Raw genomic sequence first — 16,863 nt, forward strand, 5'->3', positions numbered from 1 at the left:
CGTGAATACTGCCATTATCACGCATAAAGTGCCAATGTCAAGGCTAGATAAAGAACATTTGAGGCTCGATTTCGATTTCCGTCGCATTTTGTTGCGTGGCGCCGACCGCCATCGCCAAAGCCACCATGCCATCGATGCGGCCCGTCGACTTCTGTTTCGTGAATTTGCGGTTGCCCGCCGGATCGGAAACAGCGACCGTGTTCACGGCACACATTTGCAAGACGGGGTGTCCGCCGTGTCGGAGCTTGCGCGCGAGCAGCCGCGCTTCTAGCTCGCGGATAGCTGGCGACATGGAAACGAAGCCTTGGCCAAATTCGACGAACCGGCTCAACTCTTCATCCGTGAAGCCGACACGTTCAAGCCACGGTTTCAGGAATCGCATGTTGTACCGGTCGAACGCGAGCGCGCGCACGTTACAGCGATCGAACACGACGCGAAGATGCTCGGCGACAAATTCGTATTCGATGGCGCTGCCAGGCGTCGTCTGGAGTAAGCCGTCACGCGCCCACACGTCATAGGGAACGCGATCGGCGCGCGCCTTCGCCTCGAGACCGTCCTCCGGGAGCCAGAATGTCGGATGAACGTCGCCGGCCTCCGACAGCAACACTAGCGCTGTCAGGTCACTCACGCTCGATAGATCGAGGCCGCCATAAACGTCCGCGCCGTCCAGCTCGGCCGGTTCGCCTCCGTTCTCCATCCAGATCGCGCGCGCAACGAACGGATTGCGTGCCTCGACGCGCTGATTCAAGACCAAGTTGCGATAGGCCGACTCGCGACTCGGCAGGCGCTTCGCGTCCGACGCCATGCGACGCACCTCTTCGCGGTTCATGAACACGTCGAAATGCGGGTTCGCCAGCCGAATCGCCTCATCGCTGAACGGGTCCATGTCCAGCGGCGCCGTATAGAGCGCCACCTTCAGACGCGGATCGGCGCCGCTGAGCGCGTCGTCGATGAGCAGGCTGAGCAGGTCGCCATCGGTGGGGGCCTGCGTGCTGATGACGATCGATAGCGGGCTTTCCTGCGCTGCGCTTGCCGTTTCCAGTGCCTCGTACAGTTGGGAGCGCGGGCCTTTGACCTGGCCAAGTTCGTCGTGGATCGTGAGCGCGGGACTCAGGCCGAATTTCGTCGCAGCGTCGGCCGACAGTGCCTTGTAGATCGTGCCAAGGTCATGACATAGCAGTTCCTTTGCCGTGTCGCGGATGGTGACGTACTGCGATAGATCCTCCGACATGCGCACGACCTTCGCCGCCAGTTCGAACAGCACGGCCGCCTGGTCTCGCGACTGCGCTGCGCTGTATAGCTGGTTGTTCGGCCGCGCTTCCGGGCCAACGAGGTGAAGCAAAACGAGGAACGCGGAGAGGGCCGTTTTGGCGTTCTTGCGCGCCATCGAGAGGATGAATGTGCGCGTCGGCGTGTCGTAGATTTGTTTGATCCAGCCGCGTTGCTCTTTCGTGAGCTTGACGGGTTGGCCGACGAGCCGGCCTTCAGGGATGCGGCAGTGTTCCTCGATCCATCGGATGTTGCGCTCGCCGCGGGAGACGCGCTTTACGCGGGGAGTTCCCATGGTTTCCTTGCCTTCTTCTGGTTCGCCAGTGAACGACCTACCGTCGTCGGATGTTCGACGGCCTGACGCGTGATGCGCAGTCGCGTAGCGAGCGACGAGGCCGCGCGACTCTCGCGCTCAGACATGGCGAGCAGTCGGTCATAGCGTTTCAGGCCGTCGTCGTCCGCGAGCCATGCGCGTTCGAAATTCAAAACCTCTTCTGCCAGTACGCGAGCGTTCGTGACGTGACGACAGTACATTTCGAGCAGCGGCGCATGGGTCGCGGTGAACGCGCTTGCCGGTTGATCGTTGACGACCTCCGTCCAGACCGTGCGCTCGCCGTCACTCAGGTGGAGTGGCGCCGCAAGGCGCTGTTCGGGCGCAACCGGCGCGGCTGTCGCCGTTACGATCGATGCTGCGGATTTCCGTCCGCGTTGAGCCATTTTTTACCTTTTTTGTCCACGTTTATGAAAGCGAAGGGGGCGGTCGGTTTCCGGGGCTTTGTAGCGCGGAAAATCGACCGCCCCCCCGGCTGCTGTCGCAAGTCACGACCAACTGCCATCGAGCGGTAGGCCGTCAGGCCCGAACGCCTTGCGCCGCTCCCGATGGCCGAACTGCTGTCGCGTCACCTGGTCATGATGATCGGCACACAGCCCGCGGAGGTTGTCGTCCGCGTCGGTGCCGCCATGCTCGAGCGGCTTGATGTGGTCGACGACAGCCGACTCGCGCACAACGTCCTGATCAGCACATAGCACGCAGATCGGGTCGCGCTGGAGGATGCGGGCGCGGATCTTCATCCACTTGCTGCCACGCGTGCGCAATTGGACACGTGCGCTCATCGCGTCGACCTCGGCGGAGACAGCGGCAGGAATCGTCGTGACGGCTGCGTGCGCATCGTGCCCGCGCTGACCCAGCAGTACAGGATTTGCTCCAACTCGCCGCGCGCGGCCAGCGCGTGCGCGACAGTCGCATCAGTCTGCTCGATAGGGCAGTGCTCGGACTTCTGCGCAGCAGCAGCCAGAGGCATGTCTCTGAATAGCATTTAATTGCTCAAATTACCGATTTCAAGCAATTATCAGTCACATCGCGGACGTTTACAACAGGCGAGGCGGAGAGGAGGGGAAACGTTACCGTAACGTTTCAGCGAACCGTGGCGGCATTTACCGGGGGGTAAGTGAGCCTTACCGGGGGAGAGGGGGAGATTCGGAGGGTGTCGAATATTGCACCCTTTCCCGTGCGCTGGATTGCACCCTTTGGCGAGGCAGGCCGAATACTCAATACGGCTCGGAGCTATGTAAACAAAGGGCTTTATGAAGATCGAGCCAAATTTCCGTCGATCTAAACACCCCCGATTTCGCTTGAAAGGGTGCGGTTTTTGCACCCTTTTCGCGGGTCGGATTACTGACCTTGTGGATAACTCAGAGGCGCGATCAATCGCCGCGCGGAAGCCAGCCATCCTCGTTGCGATCGGGTACCGGAAGCCCCTGTTCCTTGAGCAAGGCGAGTAGCTTGTCTTGTACGGACGGCCCCCATCCGTCGGAATTCGCGCTCCAGCAGATGTTGCAGACCGGAGCATTGCCGTAGAGCTTCGCGACCTTGCCATCGTAGCGATGTGGACCGAACTGGAACTGCAGCCCGCATGAGATGCAGGGATACATGATTCGCGTAGCATCCATCGCGCGCTCCAGAAAAGCTCATAGGTATGGCAATACTATAAAACAGTACATTTTCTGTACAGGGGTGCGCAAGGCGGAAAAATCATAAAAAACGCCCGAAACCCCTTATAAAATGGGAGTTTCGGGCGTTCTCGTTCCCTGTTCGTTTTCTGTACTGGAAAGGCGATTCCCTGTTCAGTTTCTGTACTGGAAATTCTGCGCTTCCGGTACGGTTTCTGTACTGGACGGATACGTTTTCTGTACAGGGGTTTTTTTTCTGCTCTGTTGCTTCTTCCTCCCCTCAGTCCGAAGTTTTTCCAACCCCTCGGTGAGCGCTCGCTCGGCGTCGCGTACCGACTCAAAAGCTCGGTAGTCGTGAGTTGCCTTGATTGCCTGCACGCCGGATTTCGGCTGTTCGTACACTTCCACGTCGGTGAAGCGGTAGAGCGACGGCACGCGGGTACCCTGCCGCAGGCCGCCTTCGATCGTCACGGCGATGAAACCGAGCGCACGCAGCTCGTACAGCGCCTTGGCGAGCGTCGTCGGGGCCGTCCATCCCTTGTGCTTCATCAGCGACAGGGATGCCCCAATGCTGCCGTTGTTCGAACCGTTGAGCGTCATTCGCATGTCTACATATAGCTTGACGGCGGACGGGCCGAGAACCCGCCATGCCGGAGTATTCAACAGCGAGTGATAGATTCGAACGTGCGGCCCGAGCGGATCGGACCACGCTTTCTTTGCCATCAGCCCTCCCGTGCGGCCAGCATTAGACCTTGAATGATCTGGGCGAGCAGTTCGGGCCGGATGCTGATGCCCTGCCGGGTCGGAACGAAGTCTCCGACCCGGTCGACGACCATCAGGCGCACGTCGACATACCGCCGGCCCATGTGCCAGTGGTGGGCGATGCGGATACGCTGCGTGGCGTTTTTCTGTACCTCCAACACGGTGCGATCATTGTCGTATGTACTCATGCGTCTCCCGTGCCTTGTGAGGACTGCTTAGGGGCGTGTCGCCGCAAAGAATCCGTTGCGACGCGTACGGCCCGGTCGCGCAATTCATAATCGGCCTCGCTCGCGATGAAGGCCATCTGTCCGATCACATCCACCTGTCGGGCAATGCTCCACAGGAGGGAGGGCACGGTGCTTTCTTGGAAACAGCCGACGCGTTTCCCGCGCTCCTTCCTCAAGTCCTCGGCAACAAAGTTTGCGATTCCGTCGAGCGTATCGCGCAAGGCGCCGGCCTCATCGGGAGCTGTTGCGGACGAGAGAAATTCGAGTTCTTCGGTCGAGGCGGATTTTATGTCGAAGCGACCGTAAAAGAACGACAGCAGGCCGGCGGCGTCAGGTCGCCTATCAAGCATGGCGTGCCTCCGCTTCGATTGATTCGGCCGTCTCCAGCGCATCGCTCAGCTTGGTTCTGAGCACGGTAGTGAGCAGGCGAATCGTCTCGATAGACCATTCGTGCTCGCCATCGTCGTACTTCTCGAAAAGCCACTTGATGCAATGAGCAGCGGATCCGCAGTCGAGCAGGGTTTCGACGAGGGCGAGCTTGGGGCTTGGCTTCGTTGTGGCCTTGCTCATGCCGACACCCCCGACACCGCATCAATGCCGCATCTGATCTGGTCGATGAGGTCGCTCATCAGCCACGCATAGTTGCCGACAATATCCGGGCACAGTTCGCTGACGCGGCCACTGGCCATCACGCGAAGCATTGACACCATCGCTTCGAGCTGGAGCGTTTTGCAGTGGATCATTTCGAGGTTCGCGTTACGCATGGCGCACCTCCTCACGGGCCACCGCGCACAATTCTCTCAGCTCGATCGCGGTGCGTTGCGCCACTTCACGGCCGATGTCGCACATCACGCACGCGCGCATCGAGACTTTTTCCTCGCCTTGGATCACGTTGAACAGCTCTTCAAGCTGCCGGAGCTTGCCGCCAAGGTCTTCCAGCGCTTGATCGTCGATCAGGAGCTTATCCATGCGACACCTCCGCTTGGCGGCAGAGTTCAGCGAGCTGGGCCATCACGGCGCCGCAAATGTCGAGCGCATCAAATACGGTCGGCGCGAGCGCGGCTTCGCGCAGTGCGCGATTGATGATTTCGGAATACGACGGGGGAAGTTGCGATTGCTCAGGACGAGCAGGGGCGTTAGCACGCATAGCGGCCTCCAACGTTGGTGTTGAAAGCCCGCGTCCCACTGTCAAATGGGGTGGGCGGGCACATGACGGGGTTGACAGACCGGAACGTTGGCACCGGCGAGCGCGAGCGCTCCCCCGCCATGGCCCACCCATAGAAAAGGTGCGCGAAGGCGTACGGACGTAAAAAAACCGCACACGGCGGTCGTCCGCCAACATTTGCCGGCTGTCACCCCGGGTGACTGTTGTCTCAGCCACATCAAAAGTATACGCGCGCCGGTTTACGGGCTGCAAGGTTTTTTTGAAGGGGCACATCATGCAGCCCTCCCTTCGCCCAGCTTCGTTGCGAGCACCGTCAGTCCCTTCGCCGTCACGCGGGCCTGCGTTGTAGCTTTCTCGGTGCCGTCGTCCCGGTGGATCGTCGTCACGCGGTGTTCCATCATGCCGCGATCGAGCGCGACCTGGTGCGCGACCCATGCGACGCCGCGGCGATAGATCCAGTCGTGCAGCGACAGCCAGCGAAAGAGGGCTTTCGGCTGAACCTTGAGACTCTTTGCGGCATCGGTGATGCACAGCGAGCCATCGGCGGCGCTGAGCCGGTCGAGTGCCTTTGCTTTGGGCGCGGCCAACTGAACTTCGGCCTTGAGCTGGTCGCGTTCGTCTGCCAGATCAGCGGCCAAGCGCAAAGCGTCCGGGAGGTTTTGCGGGATCGTGAATGCCAGCGCCGATGTGCGCGCTTCGAGTTCCTGCCAGCGATCAACCAAGCGCGCGGTGAACTCCGGAGAGAGCTGCGCGACAATCACATAGCTGTCGCGTTTGCCGACCCGATACTCAGCGACAGTCTGTCCAAGATGATTTTTAACTTCCGCCATTGGCGGGAGTTGGATGACGCCCCGATCAGCGAGGCGGGCGATTGAGCGTTTAACGTCGTCGTGCCGCGAATCAACGAGATCCGCAATCTCCCGGCTCGACATGGTGAGCTGGTCGGCAGCCCCCACGAGTTGCGTGTTAACATTTGCGTTCGAATTGAGATTCTTTTTGAATTGGCTGGCCTGCGGGTCGGCCATTTTTTTTGTTTGCATGGCTCAGACTTCCGCACGGTAGTTTGCGGGATCGGAGAGCCAGCGGTGAATCTCGCGGTTCGGCCACGCGATACAGCGCTGGGATCCGAGTTGAACGCGTCGCGGGAAGCGGCCGGCGATTTCGCGCAGTCTGATTGACTCGCGCGAGAGCGGCACGAACGTTTTGAGATTCTGCCAGCGCGAGTATCCGTCGAGCGGCAACGCCTGGGGTGAGGCGGTGAGCGGTTGGGCGCTCGGTTGTGCGGAAGTTGTATTGGTAGCCATGCGGTAAACCTCGTACAAGGTTGTTGAACATGGCAGCAGTTAAATATGTTGCGCCCGATGCGGGTGCCAGCTGGCAAAACTCAGTGCCAGTTGGCAAATCGATCAAGCTTCGCTGAGCAGGTTAAGGCCCGCCTTGATACTGGCCCTGATCGATGACGATCCCGTGCCTTGTCGCTTGGCATCTGGCAGGGCGTCGAGAATTTCCGTGACAGCGTCGGCAATTCTTGACGAGTTTGGATCGTCCCCCTTCCTATAGCGATTCGATGCGCTCGCTAGAGCAAGAGCGAGAGCGCCGATTTGCTTGTGAAGGGACGCGCGCTCTCGATCTCCGAGATCGGACGGTGCAGAAGCGCCAGTGCCGGTGCGGTCATCGTTCAACAGATTGCGGAGATCGGCGCTACCGATTCGAAACGTATCCGGAGAGGGAAACTCCAAATCGACGATGAAATCCCGTGCTTTGTTTGACCCTGCCGGCCGAGAAGGCATCCTTCGAAATACCTGCAACAGAGAGTCGTTGTCTTGATCGAGCAGTAGGATTCCGTCCGCGAATTCAATTTTTCCTAACCGATCGCCGTCGAAGATTTCTTGGCGGTCCTTCCTCGCGTTGACGGCAATACGGTGAAAGCCGTCAAGCAAGCGAACATGATCGGAAAGTGGCGACCAGAATTCCCGCTGAGCTGGAGAAATCTTGCGTCGTTGCGCGAGCATCGTTTGATCCGGATGTATGCCGAAGCAGTGGCTACCCCTGGCAATGGGCATTGCGTATCGTCCGGTTGCGTCCCACCACACGGAGATCTCTCCCGCATACACGCGGTCGAGGACATCGATCTCCGTGATGTCTTCGCCGAACGATTCTCGCAAGACTGATGCTGCCTGCGCGACAGTGAACCATCGCTTAAATGAACCCAACTCCCGCATTGCTAGCCCTGTAGCAAAGCCCTGTTTAGGAACCGCTCCAACCGGGGAGGGCACCCGGCTTTCGCCCCGTCGAGCTAGGCGCGGTTTGACTTTGGGATGCCGTCAGTGGGCAACCGTGGTCATTGATTGTAGATCGACATACTGTTTTTTTGTACAGGTATGGCGGCCAGGCGTTGGATGATGCGAAGGGCAGTCGTGGTACCGGGATATCGATCGTCTACGAATGTCAGTTTGCCGAGGTGTTGCCCCGAACGCAAATCGCGGATGCTGGGCCGTATCAGACCGACCCATTACTGACCGCGCGCCTGCAGTGACATCGGTGTTGGCTTGTTGAGGTACGGTAGCCAGCCACATAGGGCTGCCGTCTGACATCAATTCGGACTTTTCAGCTTTCGCTACGACAACTCAACGATGTGACTAGCGACCCAATAAGTCAGTGATGGGAAGGCAAGCCTGATGACGGCCTGCGTTTGAACGGTCCATACTCCTCGAAAATACGCTTCGACAAGACTGCAGCAGCCATCGCCGTGGGATTATAATCGCGAGGTTGGCTCAAAGTACTTGATTAGAAGCCATGTTCCCAACTTGGAATTCACAGTTAAGATGACAAAAGAGACGCTTAAACTCATCAGGATACTTGTTCCCGGGATTGTCATACTGCTCATCCTCTATCCGATTTTTTTTGGCTTTTCTGTTGAGACGCTTCTGCACGTCGATTCGAAAGCCGTTGTCTACATTTTTGCCGCAGTCACAATTGGTGCGATTTACAGAACGGTCGGATTTCGAAATCTGGCGCTTAGTGGGACGTGGGATAAAATAAATTCCGGGATCGTAAATTCACTCGCGGATGCTATTAAAGATGAAGTCGGTCAAGATAGCGATTGGAAGCTTCGAAGAAGCAAAATTCTCCTCGATGTTTTTTATCGAATCATAGATAACGACAAGTCGTTATCGGAAAGAGCTAAAGATGTGTACGAGAATGGAGCTTTCATCAGTTCATATTGTGACATCGCTGCAATTTGTTTTGGTGGATCTCTTTGCTATTGGGCGTATCACTTCACTGCCGGCGCGGCGGCGGCACTAGCCCTGGAGTTCTCGGGATTTTTGCTGGCAATATCGGTTATATTTTATTTTTGCCTTTGCGTTGCTGTTCGCGAACATATCCGCCTTGGTCAGCGTCAGACTCAGTACATCGCACGGTTTAAGCGAAACGATCTTCTTGAAGACGTAAAATCGTGCCTCATATCGCAATAATGCAAAATTACTCTAACAAGAAGATAAGTGAGGCGCTCGACTACGTATCGCGAGTTTACGTTGAATCGGGACGCCCATGGTATATCGGGTTCAGTGGAGGAAAAGACTCTTCCGCAGTAATTAAGTTGGTTTTCCAAGCCTTAAAGGCGCTGCCCAAGGCGGTTTCACCTGTGACGATTATTTATTGCGACACTGGAGTGGAAATTCCAACGATTAAGCACCTTGTTTCAACTACGCTGGCTAAGCTTGATGCAGAAGCTCAAGAGTTGAGCCTGCCAATCAAAAGTATCGCTGTCTCTCCCCCGATTAACGATCGATATTTCGTCAAGGTAATCGGGCGGGGATATCCGCCGCCCAGCAATAAATTTAGATGGTGCACTGATCGACTTCGAATTAACCCGGTTCGTCGTGCACTCCATGACGCTAAGATCGACAATGGACTGTTACTTTTGGGAGTGCGGAATGGCGAAAGCATGGCGCGAGACAGGACGATTCGCCGCCATGCGGCGGATCAAAAAGGTTTTCTACGACAAACTGGAAATTCGGGTATTCCAATCTTCAGTCCGATCATCGATTTTCACGTTGATGATGTCTGGGAACTGCTGTCAGAACCCGGCCTACCACTAAGCATCAACTCAGTGAGACTCGCCGAACTCTATAAAGGAGCCAGCGGCGAATGTCCCATAGTCAGAGACCCCAAAGGTGCATCCTGCGGCAAAAGCCGCTTCGGTTGCTGGACGTGCACAGTGGTGCAGCGAGACAGGGCCGTCGAAAACCTTGTGAAGTTGCACGAGCATAAGGGCTTGCAGCCGTTGCTGTACTTTCGAAATTGGCTGCAGGCTATTCGGGACGATCCGCCAAGGCGCGAGAGGCGTCGTCGAAATGGGAACGAGGGTCTCGGACCATTTACATTGAAAGCACGGGAGGAGATTCTTGAAAGGCTACTGGATGCGCAGCAAGCCACTGAATGGGAGTTAATCTCACCGGCAGAGATTGCCGCGATAGAAGACCTCTGGGAACTCGATCGTTCATTCGGTCAGCGATAAACCGCTATGGCCTTATTGCATTTCACCGTCTCTGGCCCGGCACCGCGTATATATGCCGCTTTCGGTGGTTACCATGGATCATGCTGAACGACCTTTTGATGGGTCGGACCGTCGGCCGAATGTCCGAGCTGCGACGCGGTCCGACGGCGGCCGGTGACCGAATGCCGACGTGTCAGCCCGCGCCCCCAAGAAATCCGCGACGCCCCTTTTTTTGTATGGGTATCGCAATCAGCCATTAGATGATGTGAAAGGCAGTACCTTTGCGCCTGCCTTCAGTTCGTCGAGGTAGTCGGCCCAGCGCTGCATCATCTTGCGACGCTCTGGAAGATACTCGGCGTGGACGTAGGCTGCGGTTACCTGATTGCGTTCGGCGTGCGCCATCTGGCGTTCAACAACGTCGCGGCTGTATCCCAGCTCACGCAGCGCTGTTGCTGCAAGGCCGCGGAAGCCATGCCCTGTCATGCGCGACTTGTAGCCCATCCGATACAGGGCGTACAGCATAGTGTTGTTCGAGATATGACTTCGGCCCTGTACGCTATAGAAGACGAAGCGCTGCTGGCTGTTGATTGCGTGCAACTGTGTCAGAACGTCAATTGCCTGCCTGGAAAGTGGGACGATGTGCGGATCGCGCATCTTCATGCGATCGGCGGGCACGCGCCATTCAGCGGCATCGACGTTGATCTCGGGCCACTCGGCCTGAATCATTTCTTTCGTCCGCACGAACGTCAGCGCCATGAACCGCAAGGCGAGCCGTGTGACTAGATCGCCAGAGTATTCGTCAATGTCTCGCATGAGCTGCGGGATCTCGGTCGCCTTCACTCGCGCCATATGCTGCACACCGGCGCTTTTCTTCAATACCGTTTCCGCGTCGATGTCGGCTGCCGGGTTTCGAGTACAGCGGCCGGTCATGATGCCGTACTGAAACACGGCACGCGAACGCTGCAGAACCCGCTTGGCCGTCTCGCGAACGCCGCGAGATTCGACAGTGCGGATGATCGCCAGCAGTTCGGGAGCATCGATGCTCGCGATAGGGCGAGCGCCGAGTCGAGGAAACACGTCGACTTCGAGGCAGTTGATGACCTTGCCTGCGTACACCTCGGACCACCCGCCACGCTGAGTTTCAAACCATTCACGAGCGACGATTTCGAACGAACTGGCGGCGGCCAGCTGCGCAGCGCGCTTGTCGGCCTTCTTGGCTTCGCCCGGGTCGATACCTGCGGCGAGCTTTTCGCGCGCGTTGTCGCGGCGAGCGCGTGCCTCCGCGAGCGATACATCCGGATACGTGCCGAGCGCCAGGCTCTTTTCTTTGCCGTCGACGCGGTACTTGAGAACCCATCGCTTGCCGCCTGCCGGCGTTATCAATAGCAGCAGTCCGCCGCCGTCATAGAGCTTCTGTTGTTTCTCAGCGGGCTTGGCTGTGCGGACCTTGAGGTCGGTGAGCGCCATGTACTGGTGCCTCGGGGGTTGTTTGACGGGGGTGTTTTGCGAAGCCCCCAAAACAACCCCAAGACGGGGGTTGTTTCCACTGGGGGTAGCTGGTGGAAGTTTGCAACAAAAAACCCCGCACAGCCAAGCGTGACGGGGTTCTTGTGGCGAAGCTGGTGAAACTTTGGAGGGTTTCTGGTCCCCCCGACAGGAATCGAACCTGTATCTAGCGCTTAGGAGGCGCTTGTTCTATCCATTGAACTACGGGGAGAGCCATGTCCGCGGTTTCGCGTACAGAAGACGCGAACGGGACGGCGATGTGGACAGCGCGCAGAGTATAGCAAACGCGCGGCGCATCGGCGGACGGAATGCGTGCCGATGCGCGCCGCGCGCGCTCGATCGTGTCCGGAAGCCCGAATCAGAAATCGACGACGACGAAATCTTCCTTGCCCACGTCGCACAGCGGGCAGCGCCAGTCGGCGGGAATGTCGGCGAAACGGGTGCCGGCGGGGATGCCCTCGTCGGGCAGGCCTTCCGCTTCGTTGTAGACCCACCCGCAAATCAGGCAGACCCAGCTCTGGTATTCGGTTACTTCGCTCATGTGGTGTTCGGAATGATGAAGATCTGTGATGCCGCCCGCCATGTTGCCGGCGGACGAAAGGCGCAATGGTACCGGAATTTCGCCGAACACTTCCGCAACGTCGTTTTAAACGTGCGCATCGCGAACAATTTCCATCATCGCGCCGGCCGGGCACGCGGTGTATGCTTCGTGAGCCTTTCAATCTGAAGGAGGAAACGATGCTCAACAAGAAGTGGATTGCGGGTGCGGCATGTGTCGCGGCACTGGCCGTGTCGACGCTTGCGCGTGCCGAGGCGCGCGTGTTCTTCGTCGAGCCGAAGGATGGCGCGACGGTGTCGAGCCCCGTGCACGTGAAGTTCGGCCTCGAAGGCATGGAGCTCAAGCCGGCCGGCGACATGACGCCGGACACGGGCCACCATCACCTGCTGATCGACGGCCAGCCGGTGCCGAAGGGCGACGTGATCCCCGCGACGGACCATTCGCTGCACTTCGGCAAGGGCCAGACCGAAACCGATGTGAAGCTGCCGCCCGGCCAGCACACGCTGACGCTGCAGCTCGGCGATGGCGCGCACCGCTCGTACGGTCCCGAGCTGAGCTCGACGATCTCGGTCAACGTGAAGTAATCGCACCTTCCGCATGCGGGCACCCGGCCGGGAAGCTGCGGCCGGATGCCCGCCACGGCACGAAATGAGCCGCGCACCGGCCTAGTCCGTCCGGCCATCCCGGCGCAGGCGTCCGCCACCGGTACAATGGGCGCTTCCGATTTCTCTCTTCGCCGCCTCCCCATGTCGCTTTATTCCATTACCGGCGCGCAACTCGCGTTCGGTCACGTCGCGTTGCTCGATCACGCGGATTTCTCGCTGGAGGCCGGCGAGCGCGTCGGCCTGATCGGTCGCAACGGCGCGGGCAAGTCGTCGCTGCTGAAGATCGTCGCCGGGCTGGCGAAGCCCGACGACGGGCTGATTACGCGCCAGCAGGAGCTTGTGACCGTCTACGTGCCGCAGGAGCCGGAATTCGAACCGGGCGCGACCGTGTTCGAGGCCGTCGCCTCGGGGCTCACGCACACGCGCGAAGTGCTCGAAGAATACGATTCGATCGCGCACCGCCTTGCGGAGACGCCCGAAGGCGCCGAGCACGATGCGTTGCTCGCGCGGATGAACGCGCTGCAGTCGTCACTCGATACGCACGATGCGTGGAATTGGCGTACGCGCGTATCGATGACGCTCGCGCAGATCGGCCTGACGGACGGCGATGCGCAGGTCGACGCGCTGTCGGGCGGGATGCAGAAGCGTGTCGCGCTGGCGCGCGCGCTGGTGGTGCAGCCCGACGTGCTGCTGCTCGACGAACCGACCAACCACCTCGACTTCGACGGCATCCGCTGGCTGGAAGAACTGCTCGTCGCGCAGCGCGCGGGCCTGCTGTTCATCACCCACGATCGCGCGTTCCTCGACCGCGTCGCGACGCGCATCGTCGAGCTCGATCGCGGCCGGCTGCTGTCGTATCCGGGCAATTTCTCCGCGTACCAGACGCGCAAGGCGCAGCAGCTCGAAGTCGAGCGCGTGGAAAACGAGAAGTTCGACAAGCTGCTCGCGCAGGAAGAAGTTTGGATCCGCAAGGGCGTCGAGGCGCGCCGCACGCGCAGCGTTGGCCGCATCGCGCGGCTCGTGCAGATGCGCAACGAGCGCGCGGAGCGCCGCAATTCGCAGGGCAATGTGAAGCTCGACGTCGCGCAGGGCGAGAAGTCGGGCAAGATCGTCGCGGAGCTGACGGACGTGACGAAGCGCTACGGCGATCGCACGGTCGTCGAGCGCTTCTCGACGACGGTCATGCGCGGCGACAAGATCGGCTTCGTCGGCCCGAACGGCGCCGGCAAGACCACGCTGCTCAAGCTGATTCTCGGCGAGCTGAAGCCCGACGAAGGCACGGTGCGCACCGGCACGAACCTGCAGGTCGCCTATTTTGACCAGATGCGCGCGCAGCTCGACCAGGAAAAGAGCCTGGCCGACACGATCAGCCCGGGCAGCGAATGGGTCGAGATCGGCGGCGTGCGCAAGCACGTGATGAGCTATCTCGGCGACTTCCTGTTCGCGCCGGAGCGCGCGCGCTCGCCGGTGAAATCGCTGTCGGGCGGCGAGCGCAACCGGCTGCTGCTCGCGCGCCTGTTCGCGCGTCCGGCCAACGTGCTGGTGCTCGACGAACCGACCAACGACCTCGATATCCCGACGCTCGAACTGCTCGAAGAACTGCTGGCCGACTACGACGGCACGGTGCTGCTCGTCAGCCACGATCGTGCGTTCCTCGACAACGTCGTCACGTCGGTGATCGCGGCCGAGGGCGACGGCAAGTGGCGCGAATACGTTGGCGGCTTCACCGACTGGCAGATCCAGAGCGAGCGTTCGCAGCAGCTCGCGCAGCAGGAGGCGGCGAAGCGCGCGGTGAAGGAGGCGGCGCCGGTCAAGGAAGACGCGGCGAAAAGCGCGGCCGGCCGCAACGCACAGCGCACGGTGAAGCTGTCGTTCAATGAGCAGCGCGAACTCGATGCGCTGCCGGAGAAGATCGCGGCGCTCGAGGAAGAACAGAAGACGATCAATGCGCAGCTCGAGGATGGTTCGATCTTCGCGAAGGATCCGCAGGAAGGCACGCGCCTGACCGAACGGTTCGCGGCGATCGACGACGAGCTCCTCGCCGCGCTCGAGCGGTGGGAGACGCTCGAGGCAAAGCGCAAGCCGGTCTGACGCCCCGTGCGCCGTGTGAGTGATCTTGCTACGGCGCGCCACGCGGAACCAGTAAAATACCGCGCGTCCCGGGCAGCGCAGCGAATGCCGCGCGCCCACTTTCGGAGCAGTCCAAGCACACCGTTGTTTCGATTCGCTTTTTTACGGAACTCAACGTTTTGTCCACGACGTTGTCCACACGAGATGTGGACAACGTCCCGATGAATGACGAAATTCAGCGCCTATGTCAACGAAGAAGCCCAGCGCGGCCTATAGCGAAGCATCGATCAAGGTGCTCAAGGGTCTTGAGCCGGTCAAGCAGCGGCCCGGCATGTACACCCGTACCGAAAATCCGCTGCACATCATTCAGGAAGTCATCGACAACGCATCCGACGAGGCGCTTGGCGGCTACGGCAAGCAGATCACGGTCACGCTGCATGCCGACCAGTCGGTGTCGGTCGAGGACGACGGCCGCGGCATCCCGTTCGGGATGCACCCCGAAGAGGGGGTGCCGGTCGTCGAGATCGTGTTCACGCGCCTGCACGCGGGCGGCAAGTTCGACAAGGCTGCAGGCGGCGCGTACACGTTCTCGGGTGGCCTGCACGGCGTCGGCGTGTCGGTGACGAACGCACTCGCGACGCGTCTCGACGTGACGGTCTGGCGCGACGGCAAGATCGCCGAGCTCGGCTTCGCCGAAGGCGACGTCGTGAAGCCGCTCGCGACGCAAGGCGCGGGCCGCGGCGAGAAGAAGTCCGGCACGCGCGTGCGGGTCTGGCCGAATCCGAAGTACTTCGATTCGCCGAACCTGCCGCTTGGCGAGCTGCAGCGTCTGCTGCGCTCGAAGGCCGTGCTGCTGCCGGGCGTCGAGGTGGTGCTCGTCAACGAGAAGACCGGCGAACGCCAGGCGTGGAAGTACGAGGACGGCCTGCGCGGCTACCTGCTCGACGAGATGAACGGCAGCGAGCTGCTGATCCCGCTGTTCGAAGGCGAGCGCTTCGCCGATGCGCGTTCGACCGACGAAACCTTCGCCGAAGGGGAAGGCGCGTCGTGGGTCGTCGCATGGAGCGAGGAAGGATCGCTCGTGCGCGAGTCGTACGTGAACCTGATCCCGACGCCGGCCGGCGGCACGCACGAGTCGGGCTTGCGTGACGGTCTCTACCAGGCGGTCAAGAGCTTCGTCGAACTGCACAACCTGCAGCCAAAGGGCGTGAAGCTGCTCGCGGAAGACGTGTTCGCGCGCGTGTCGTTTGTGCTGTCCGCGAAGGTGCTCGATCCGCAGTTCCAAGGGCAAATCAAGGAACGCCTGAACAGCCGCGACGCGGTGAAGCTCGTGTCGTCGTTCTCGCGTCCGGCGCTCGAACTGTGGCTGAACCAGCACGTCGAGCACGGCAAGAAGCTCGCCGAACTGGTGATCAAGCAGGCGCAGGCGCGCACACGTGCAGGCCAGAAGGTCGAGAAGCGCAAGAGCTCGGGTGTCGCGGTGCTGCCGGGCAAGCTGACTGATTGCGAGACGGAAGATATCGCGCGCAACGAGTTGTTTCTCGTCGAGGGCGACTCGGCGGGCGGTTCCGCAAAGATGGGCCGCGACAAGGAATACCAGGCGATCCTGCCGCTGCGTGGCAAAGTGCTGAACACGTGGGAAACCGAGCGTGATCGCCTGTTCGCGAACAACGAGGTTCACGACATCTCGGTCGCGATCGGCGTCGATCCGCACAGCCCCGACGACACCGTCGACCTGTCGAATCTGCGCTACGGCAAGATCTGCATCCTGTCGGACGCGGACGTCGACGGCTCGCACATCCAGGTGCTGCTGCTCACGCTGTTCTTCAAGCATTTCCCGCAGCTGATCGAGCGCGGTCACGTGCATGTCGCGCGGCCGCCGCTGTTCCGCGTCGATGCGCCCGCGCGCGGCAAGAAGCCCGCGCAGAAGCTCTATGCGCTCGACGAAGGCGAACTCGAGGCGACCCTCGACAAGCTGCGCAAGGACGGCGTGCGCGAGACGCAGTGGAGCATCAGCCGCTTCAAGGGTCTCGGCGAAATGAGCGCGGAGCAGTTGTGGGACACGACGATGAACCCCGACACGCGCCGCCTGATGCCGGTGAAGCTCGGCGAACTCGACTACGAGGCGACCGTCGCGCGCATGACCATGCTGATGGGCAAGGGCGAGGCAGCCGCGCGACGCGGCTGGCTCGAGGAAAAGGGCAACGACGTCGAAGCGGACATCTAAACCCGCGCGGCCGGGCATGACG

22 protein-coding genes and 1 tRNA gene are annotated in these 16,863 nt (G+C 60.2%); 6 read left to right on the forward strand and 17 right to left on the reverse strand.

The annotated features are described in order from the left end of the window. Positions 1 to 43: 43 nt before the first annotated feature. The 14 genes from WS75_RS11035 to WS75_RS33505 form a co-directional block, all read right to left on the reverse strand. Positions 44 to 1,564, reverse strand: a complete 1,521-nt coding sequence (locus WS75_RS11035; protein ID WP_059680509.1) for a terminase large subunit — start codon at positions 1,562 to 1,564, stop codon at positions 44 to 46. After that, complete coding sequence (locus WS75_RS11040) at positions 1,546 to 1,986, reverse strand: hypothetical protein (protein ID WP_059680510.1); 441 nt, start codon at positions 1,984 to 1,986, stop codon at positions 1,546 to 1,548. Before WS75_RS11040 ends, WS75_RS11035 begins: the two co-directional genes overlap by 19 nt. Before the next feature lie 102 nt (positions 1,987 to 2,088). Continuing rightward, positions 2,089 to 2,340, reverse strand: coding sequence for an HNH endonuclease signature motif containing protein (locus WS75_RS11045; RefSeq protein ID WP_059680629.1), 252 nt, complete (start codon positions 2,338 to 2,340; stop codon positions 2,089 to 2,091). 633 nt (positions 2,341 to 2,973) lie between these two features. Continuing rightward, complete coding sequence (locus WS75_RS11055) at positions 2,974 to 3,219, reverse strand: hypothetical protein (protein ID WP_156429758.1); 246 nt, start codon at positions 3,217 to 3,219, stop codon at positions 2,974 to 2,976. A gap of 174 nt (positions 3,220 to 3,393) precedes the next feature. Further along, positions 3,394 to 3,942, reverse strand: coding sequence for a hypothetical protein (locus WS75_RS11060; RefSeq protein WP_059680513.1), 549 nt, complete (start codon positions 3,940 to 3,942; stop codon positions 3,394 to 3,396). Next, positions 3,942 to 4,169: a PC4/YdbC family ssDNA-binding protein gene (locus tag WS75_RS11065; RefSeq protein WP_059680514.1), complete on the reverse strand. Its 228-nt coding sequence runs from the start codon at positions 4,167 to 4,169 to the stop codon at positions 3,942 to 3,944. Before WS75_RS11065 ends, WS75_RS11060 begins: the two co-directional genes overlap by 1 nt. Continuing rightward, the gene (locus WS75_RS11070; RefSeq protein WP_059680515.1) at positions 4,166 to 4,558 is read right to left on the reverse strand and encodes a hypothetical protein; all 393 of its coding nucleotides are present in this window, start codon (positions 4,556 to 4,558) and stop codon (positions 4,166 to 4,168) included. Before WS75_RS11070 ends, WS75_RS11065 begins: the two co-directional genes overlap by 4 nt. Next, a complete protein-coding gene (locus tag WS75_RS11075; RefSeq protein WP_059680516.1) occupies positions 4,551 to 4,778 on the reverse strand; it encodes a hypothetical protein in 228 nt (75 codons plus the stop codon). The genes WS75_RS11070 and WS75_RS11075 overlap by 8 nt, the downstream gene beginning before the upstream one ends. Then, positions 4,775 to 4,972: a hypothetical protein gene (locus WS75_RS11080; protein WP_029227335.1), complete on the reverse strand. Its 198-nt coding sequence runs from the start codon at positions 4,970 to 4,972 to the stop codon at positions 4,775 to 4,777. The genes WS75_RS11075 and WS75_RS11080 overlap by 4 nt, the downstream gene beginning before the upstream one ends. After that, positions 4,965 to 5,177, reverse strand: a complete 213-nt coding sequence (locus WS75_RS11085; RefSeq protein WP_009903609.1) for a hypothetical protein — start codon at positions 5,175 to 5,177, stop codon at positions 4,965 to 4,967. Before WS75_RS11085 ends, WS75_RS11080 begins: the two co-directional genes overlap by 8 nt. Beyond that, on the reverse strand, positions 5,170 to 5,355 hold the full coding sequence (locus WS75_RS31895) for a hypothetical protein (RefSeq protein ID WP_080558117.1): 186 nt from the start codon (positions 5,353 to 5,355) through the stop codon (positions 5,170 to 5,172). Before WS75_RS31895 ends, WS75_RS11085 begins: the two co-directional genes overlap by 8 nt. Positions 5,356 to 5,645: 290 nt before the next feature. Then, positions 5,646 to 6,413, reverse strand: coding sequence for a phage antirepressor KilAC domain-containing protein (locus WS75_RS11090; RefSeq protein WP_257129357.1), 768 nt, complete (start codon positions 6,411 to 6,413; stop codon positions 5,646 to 5,648). 3 nt (positions 6,414 to 6,416) lie between these two features. Continuing rightward, positions 6,417 to 6,677, reverse strand: a complete 261-nt coding sequence (locus WS75_RS11095) for a helix-turn-helix transcriptional regulator (protein ID WP_059680517.1) — start codon at positions 6,675 to 6,677, stop codon at positions 6,417 to 6,419. 102 nt (positions 6,678 to 6,779) lie between these two features. Next, positions 6,780 to 7,538 (reverse strand): hypothetical protein, encoded by a 759-nt coding sequence (locus WS75_RS33505; RefSeq protein ID WP_156429759.1) that lies wholly within the window; start codon positions 7,536 to 7,538, stop codon positions 6,780 to 6,782. A 660-nt stretch (positions 7,539 to 8,198) separates the two neighbouring features. Between WS75_RS33505 and WS75_RS33510 the strand changes: the two genes are divergently transcribed. Together WS75_RS33510 and dndC are read left to right on the forward strand one after the other, a co-directional pair. After that, positions 8,199 to 8,849 carry a hypothetical protein gene (locus WS75_RS33510; protein WP_156429760.1) on the forward strand — a complete coding sequence of 217 codons (651 nt, stop codon included), beginning with the start codon at positions 8,199 to 8,201 and terminating at the stop codon, positions 8,847 to 8,849. Then, positions 8,831 to 9,895 (forward strand): DNA phosphorothioation system sulfurtransferase DndC, encoded by a 1,065-nt coding sequence (gene dndC, locus WS75_RS31910; protein ID WP_156429761.1) that lies wholly within the window; start codon positions 8,831 to 8,833, stop codon positions 9,893 to 9,895. The genes WS75_RS33510 and dndC overlap by 19 nt, the downstream gene beginning before the upstream one ends. A gap of 228 nt (positions 9,896 to 10,123) precedes the next feature. Here dndC and WS75_RS11105 read toward each other — a convergent pair whose 3' ends face one another. The 3 genes from WS75_RS11105 to WS75_RS11115 all read right to left on the reverse strand — a co-directional run bounded on the left by WS75_RS11105 (position 10,124) and on the right by WS75_RS11115 (position 11,921). Continuing rightward, positions 10,124 to 11,341, reverse strand: coding sequence for a tyrosine-type recombinase/integrase (locus WS75_RS11105; RefSeq protein ID WP_059680519.1), 1,218 nt, complete (start codon positions 11,339 to 11,341; stop codon positions 10,124 to 10,126). A gap of 175 nt (positions 11,342 to 11,516) precedes the next feature. Further along, positions 11,517 to 11,591, reverse strand: a tRNA-Arg gene (locus WS75_RS11110). Positions 11,592 to 11,738: 147 nt separating this feature from the next. Continuing rightward, positions 11,739 to 11,921 carry a rubredoxin gene (locus WS75_RS11115; RefSeq protein WP_006478164.1) on the reverse strand — a complete coding sequence of 61 codons (183 nt, stop codon included), beginning with the start codon at positions 11,919 to 11,921 and terminating at the stop codon, positions 11,739 to 11,741. Positions 11,922 to 11,933: 12 nt separating this feature from the next. Between WS75_RS11115 and WS75_RS34085 the strand changes: the two genes are divergently transcribed. The 4 genes from WS75_RS34085 to WS75_RS11130 all read left to right on the forward strand — a co-directional run bounded on the left by WS75_RS34085 (position 11,934) and on the right by WS75_RS11130 (position 16,841). After that, a complete protein-coding gene (locus WS75_RS34085) occupies positions 11,934 to 12,107 on the forward strand; it encodes a hypothetical protein (RefSeq protein WP_179948898.1) in 174 nt (57 codons plus the stop codon). 11 nt (positions 12,108 to 12,118) lie between these two features. Beyond that, positions 12,119 to 12,523: a DUF4399 domain-containing protein gene (locus tag WS75_RS11120; protein WP_059680631.1), complete on the forward strand. Its 405-nt coding sequence runs from the start codon at positions 12,119 to 12,121 to the stop codon at positions 12,521 to 12,523. Positions 12,524 to 12,685: 162 nt separating this feature from the next. Next, on the forward strand, positions 12,686 to 14,635 hold the full coding sequence (locus WS75_RS11125; RefSeq protein ID WP_059680520.1) for an ATP-binding cassette domain-containing protein: 1,950 nt from the start codon (positions 12,686 to 12,688) through the stop codon (positions 14,633 to 14,635). Positions 14,636 to 14,858: 223 nt separating this feature from the next. Then, positions 14,859 to 16,841, forward strand: coding sequence for a DNA topoisomerase IV subunit B (locus tag WS75_RS11130; protein WP_059600344.1), 1,983 nt, complete (start codon positions 14,859 to 14,861; stop codon positions 16,839 to 16,841). Positions 16,842 to 16,863 lie beyond the last annotated feature (22 nt).

Origin of the sequence: Burkholderia sp. FL-7-2-10-S1-D7, from assembly GCF_001524185.1 — a bacterium.
GTDB lineage: Bacteria > Pseudomonadota > Gammaproteobacteria > Burkholderiales > Burkholderiaceae > Burkholderia > Burkholderia diffusa.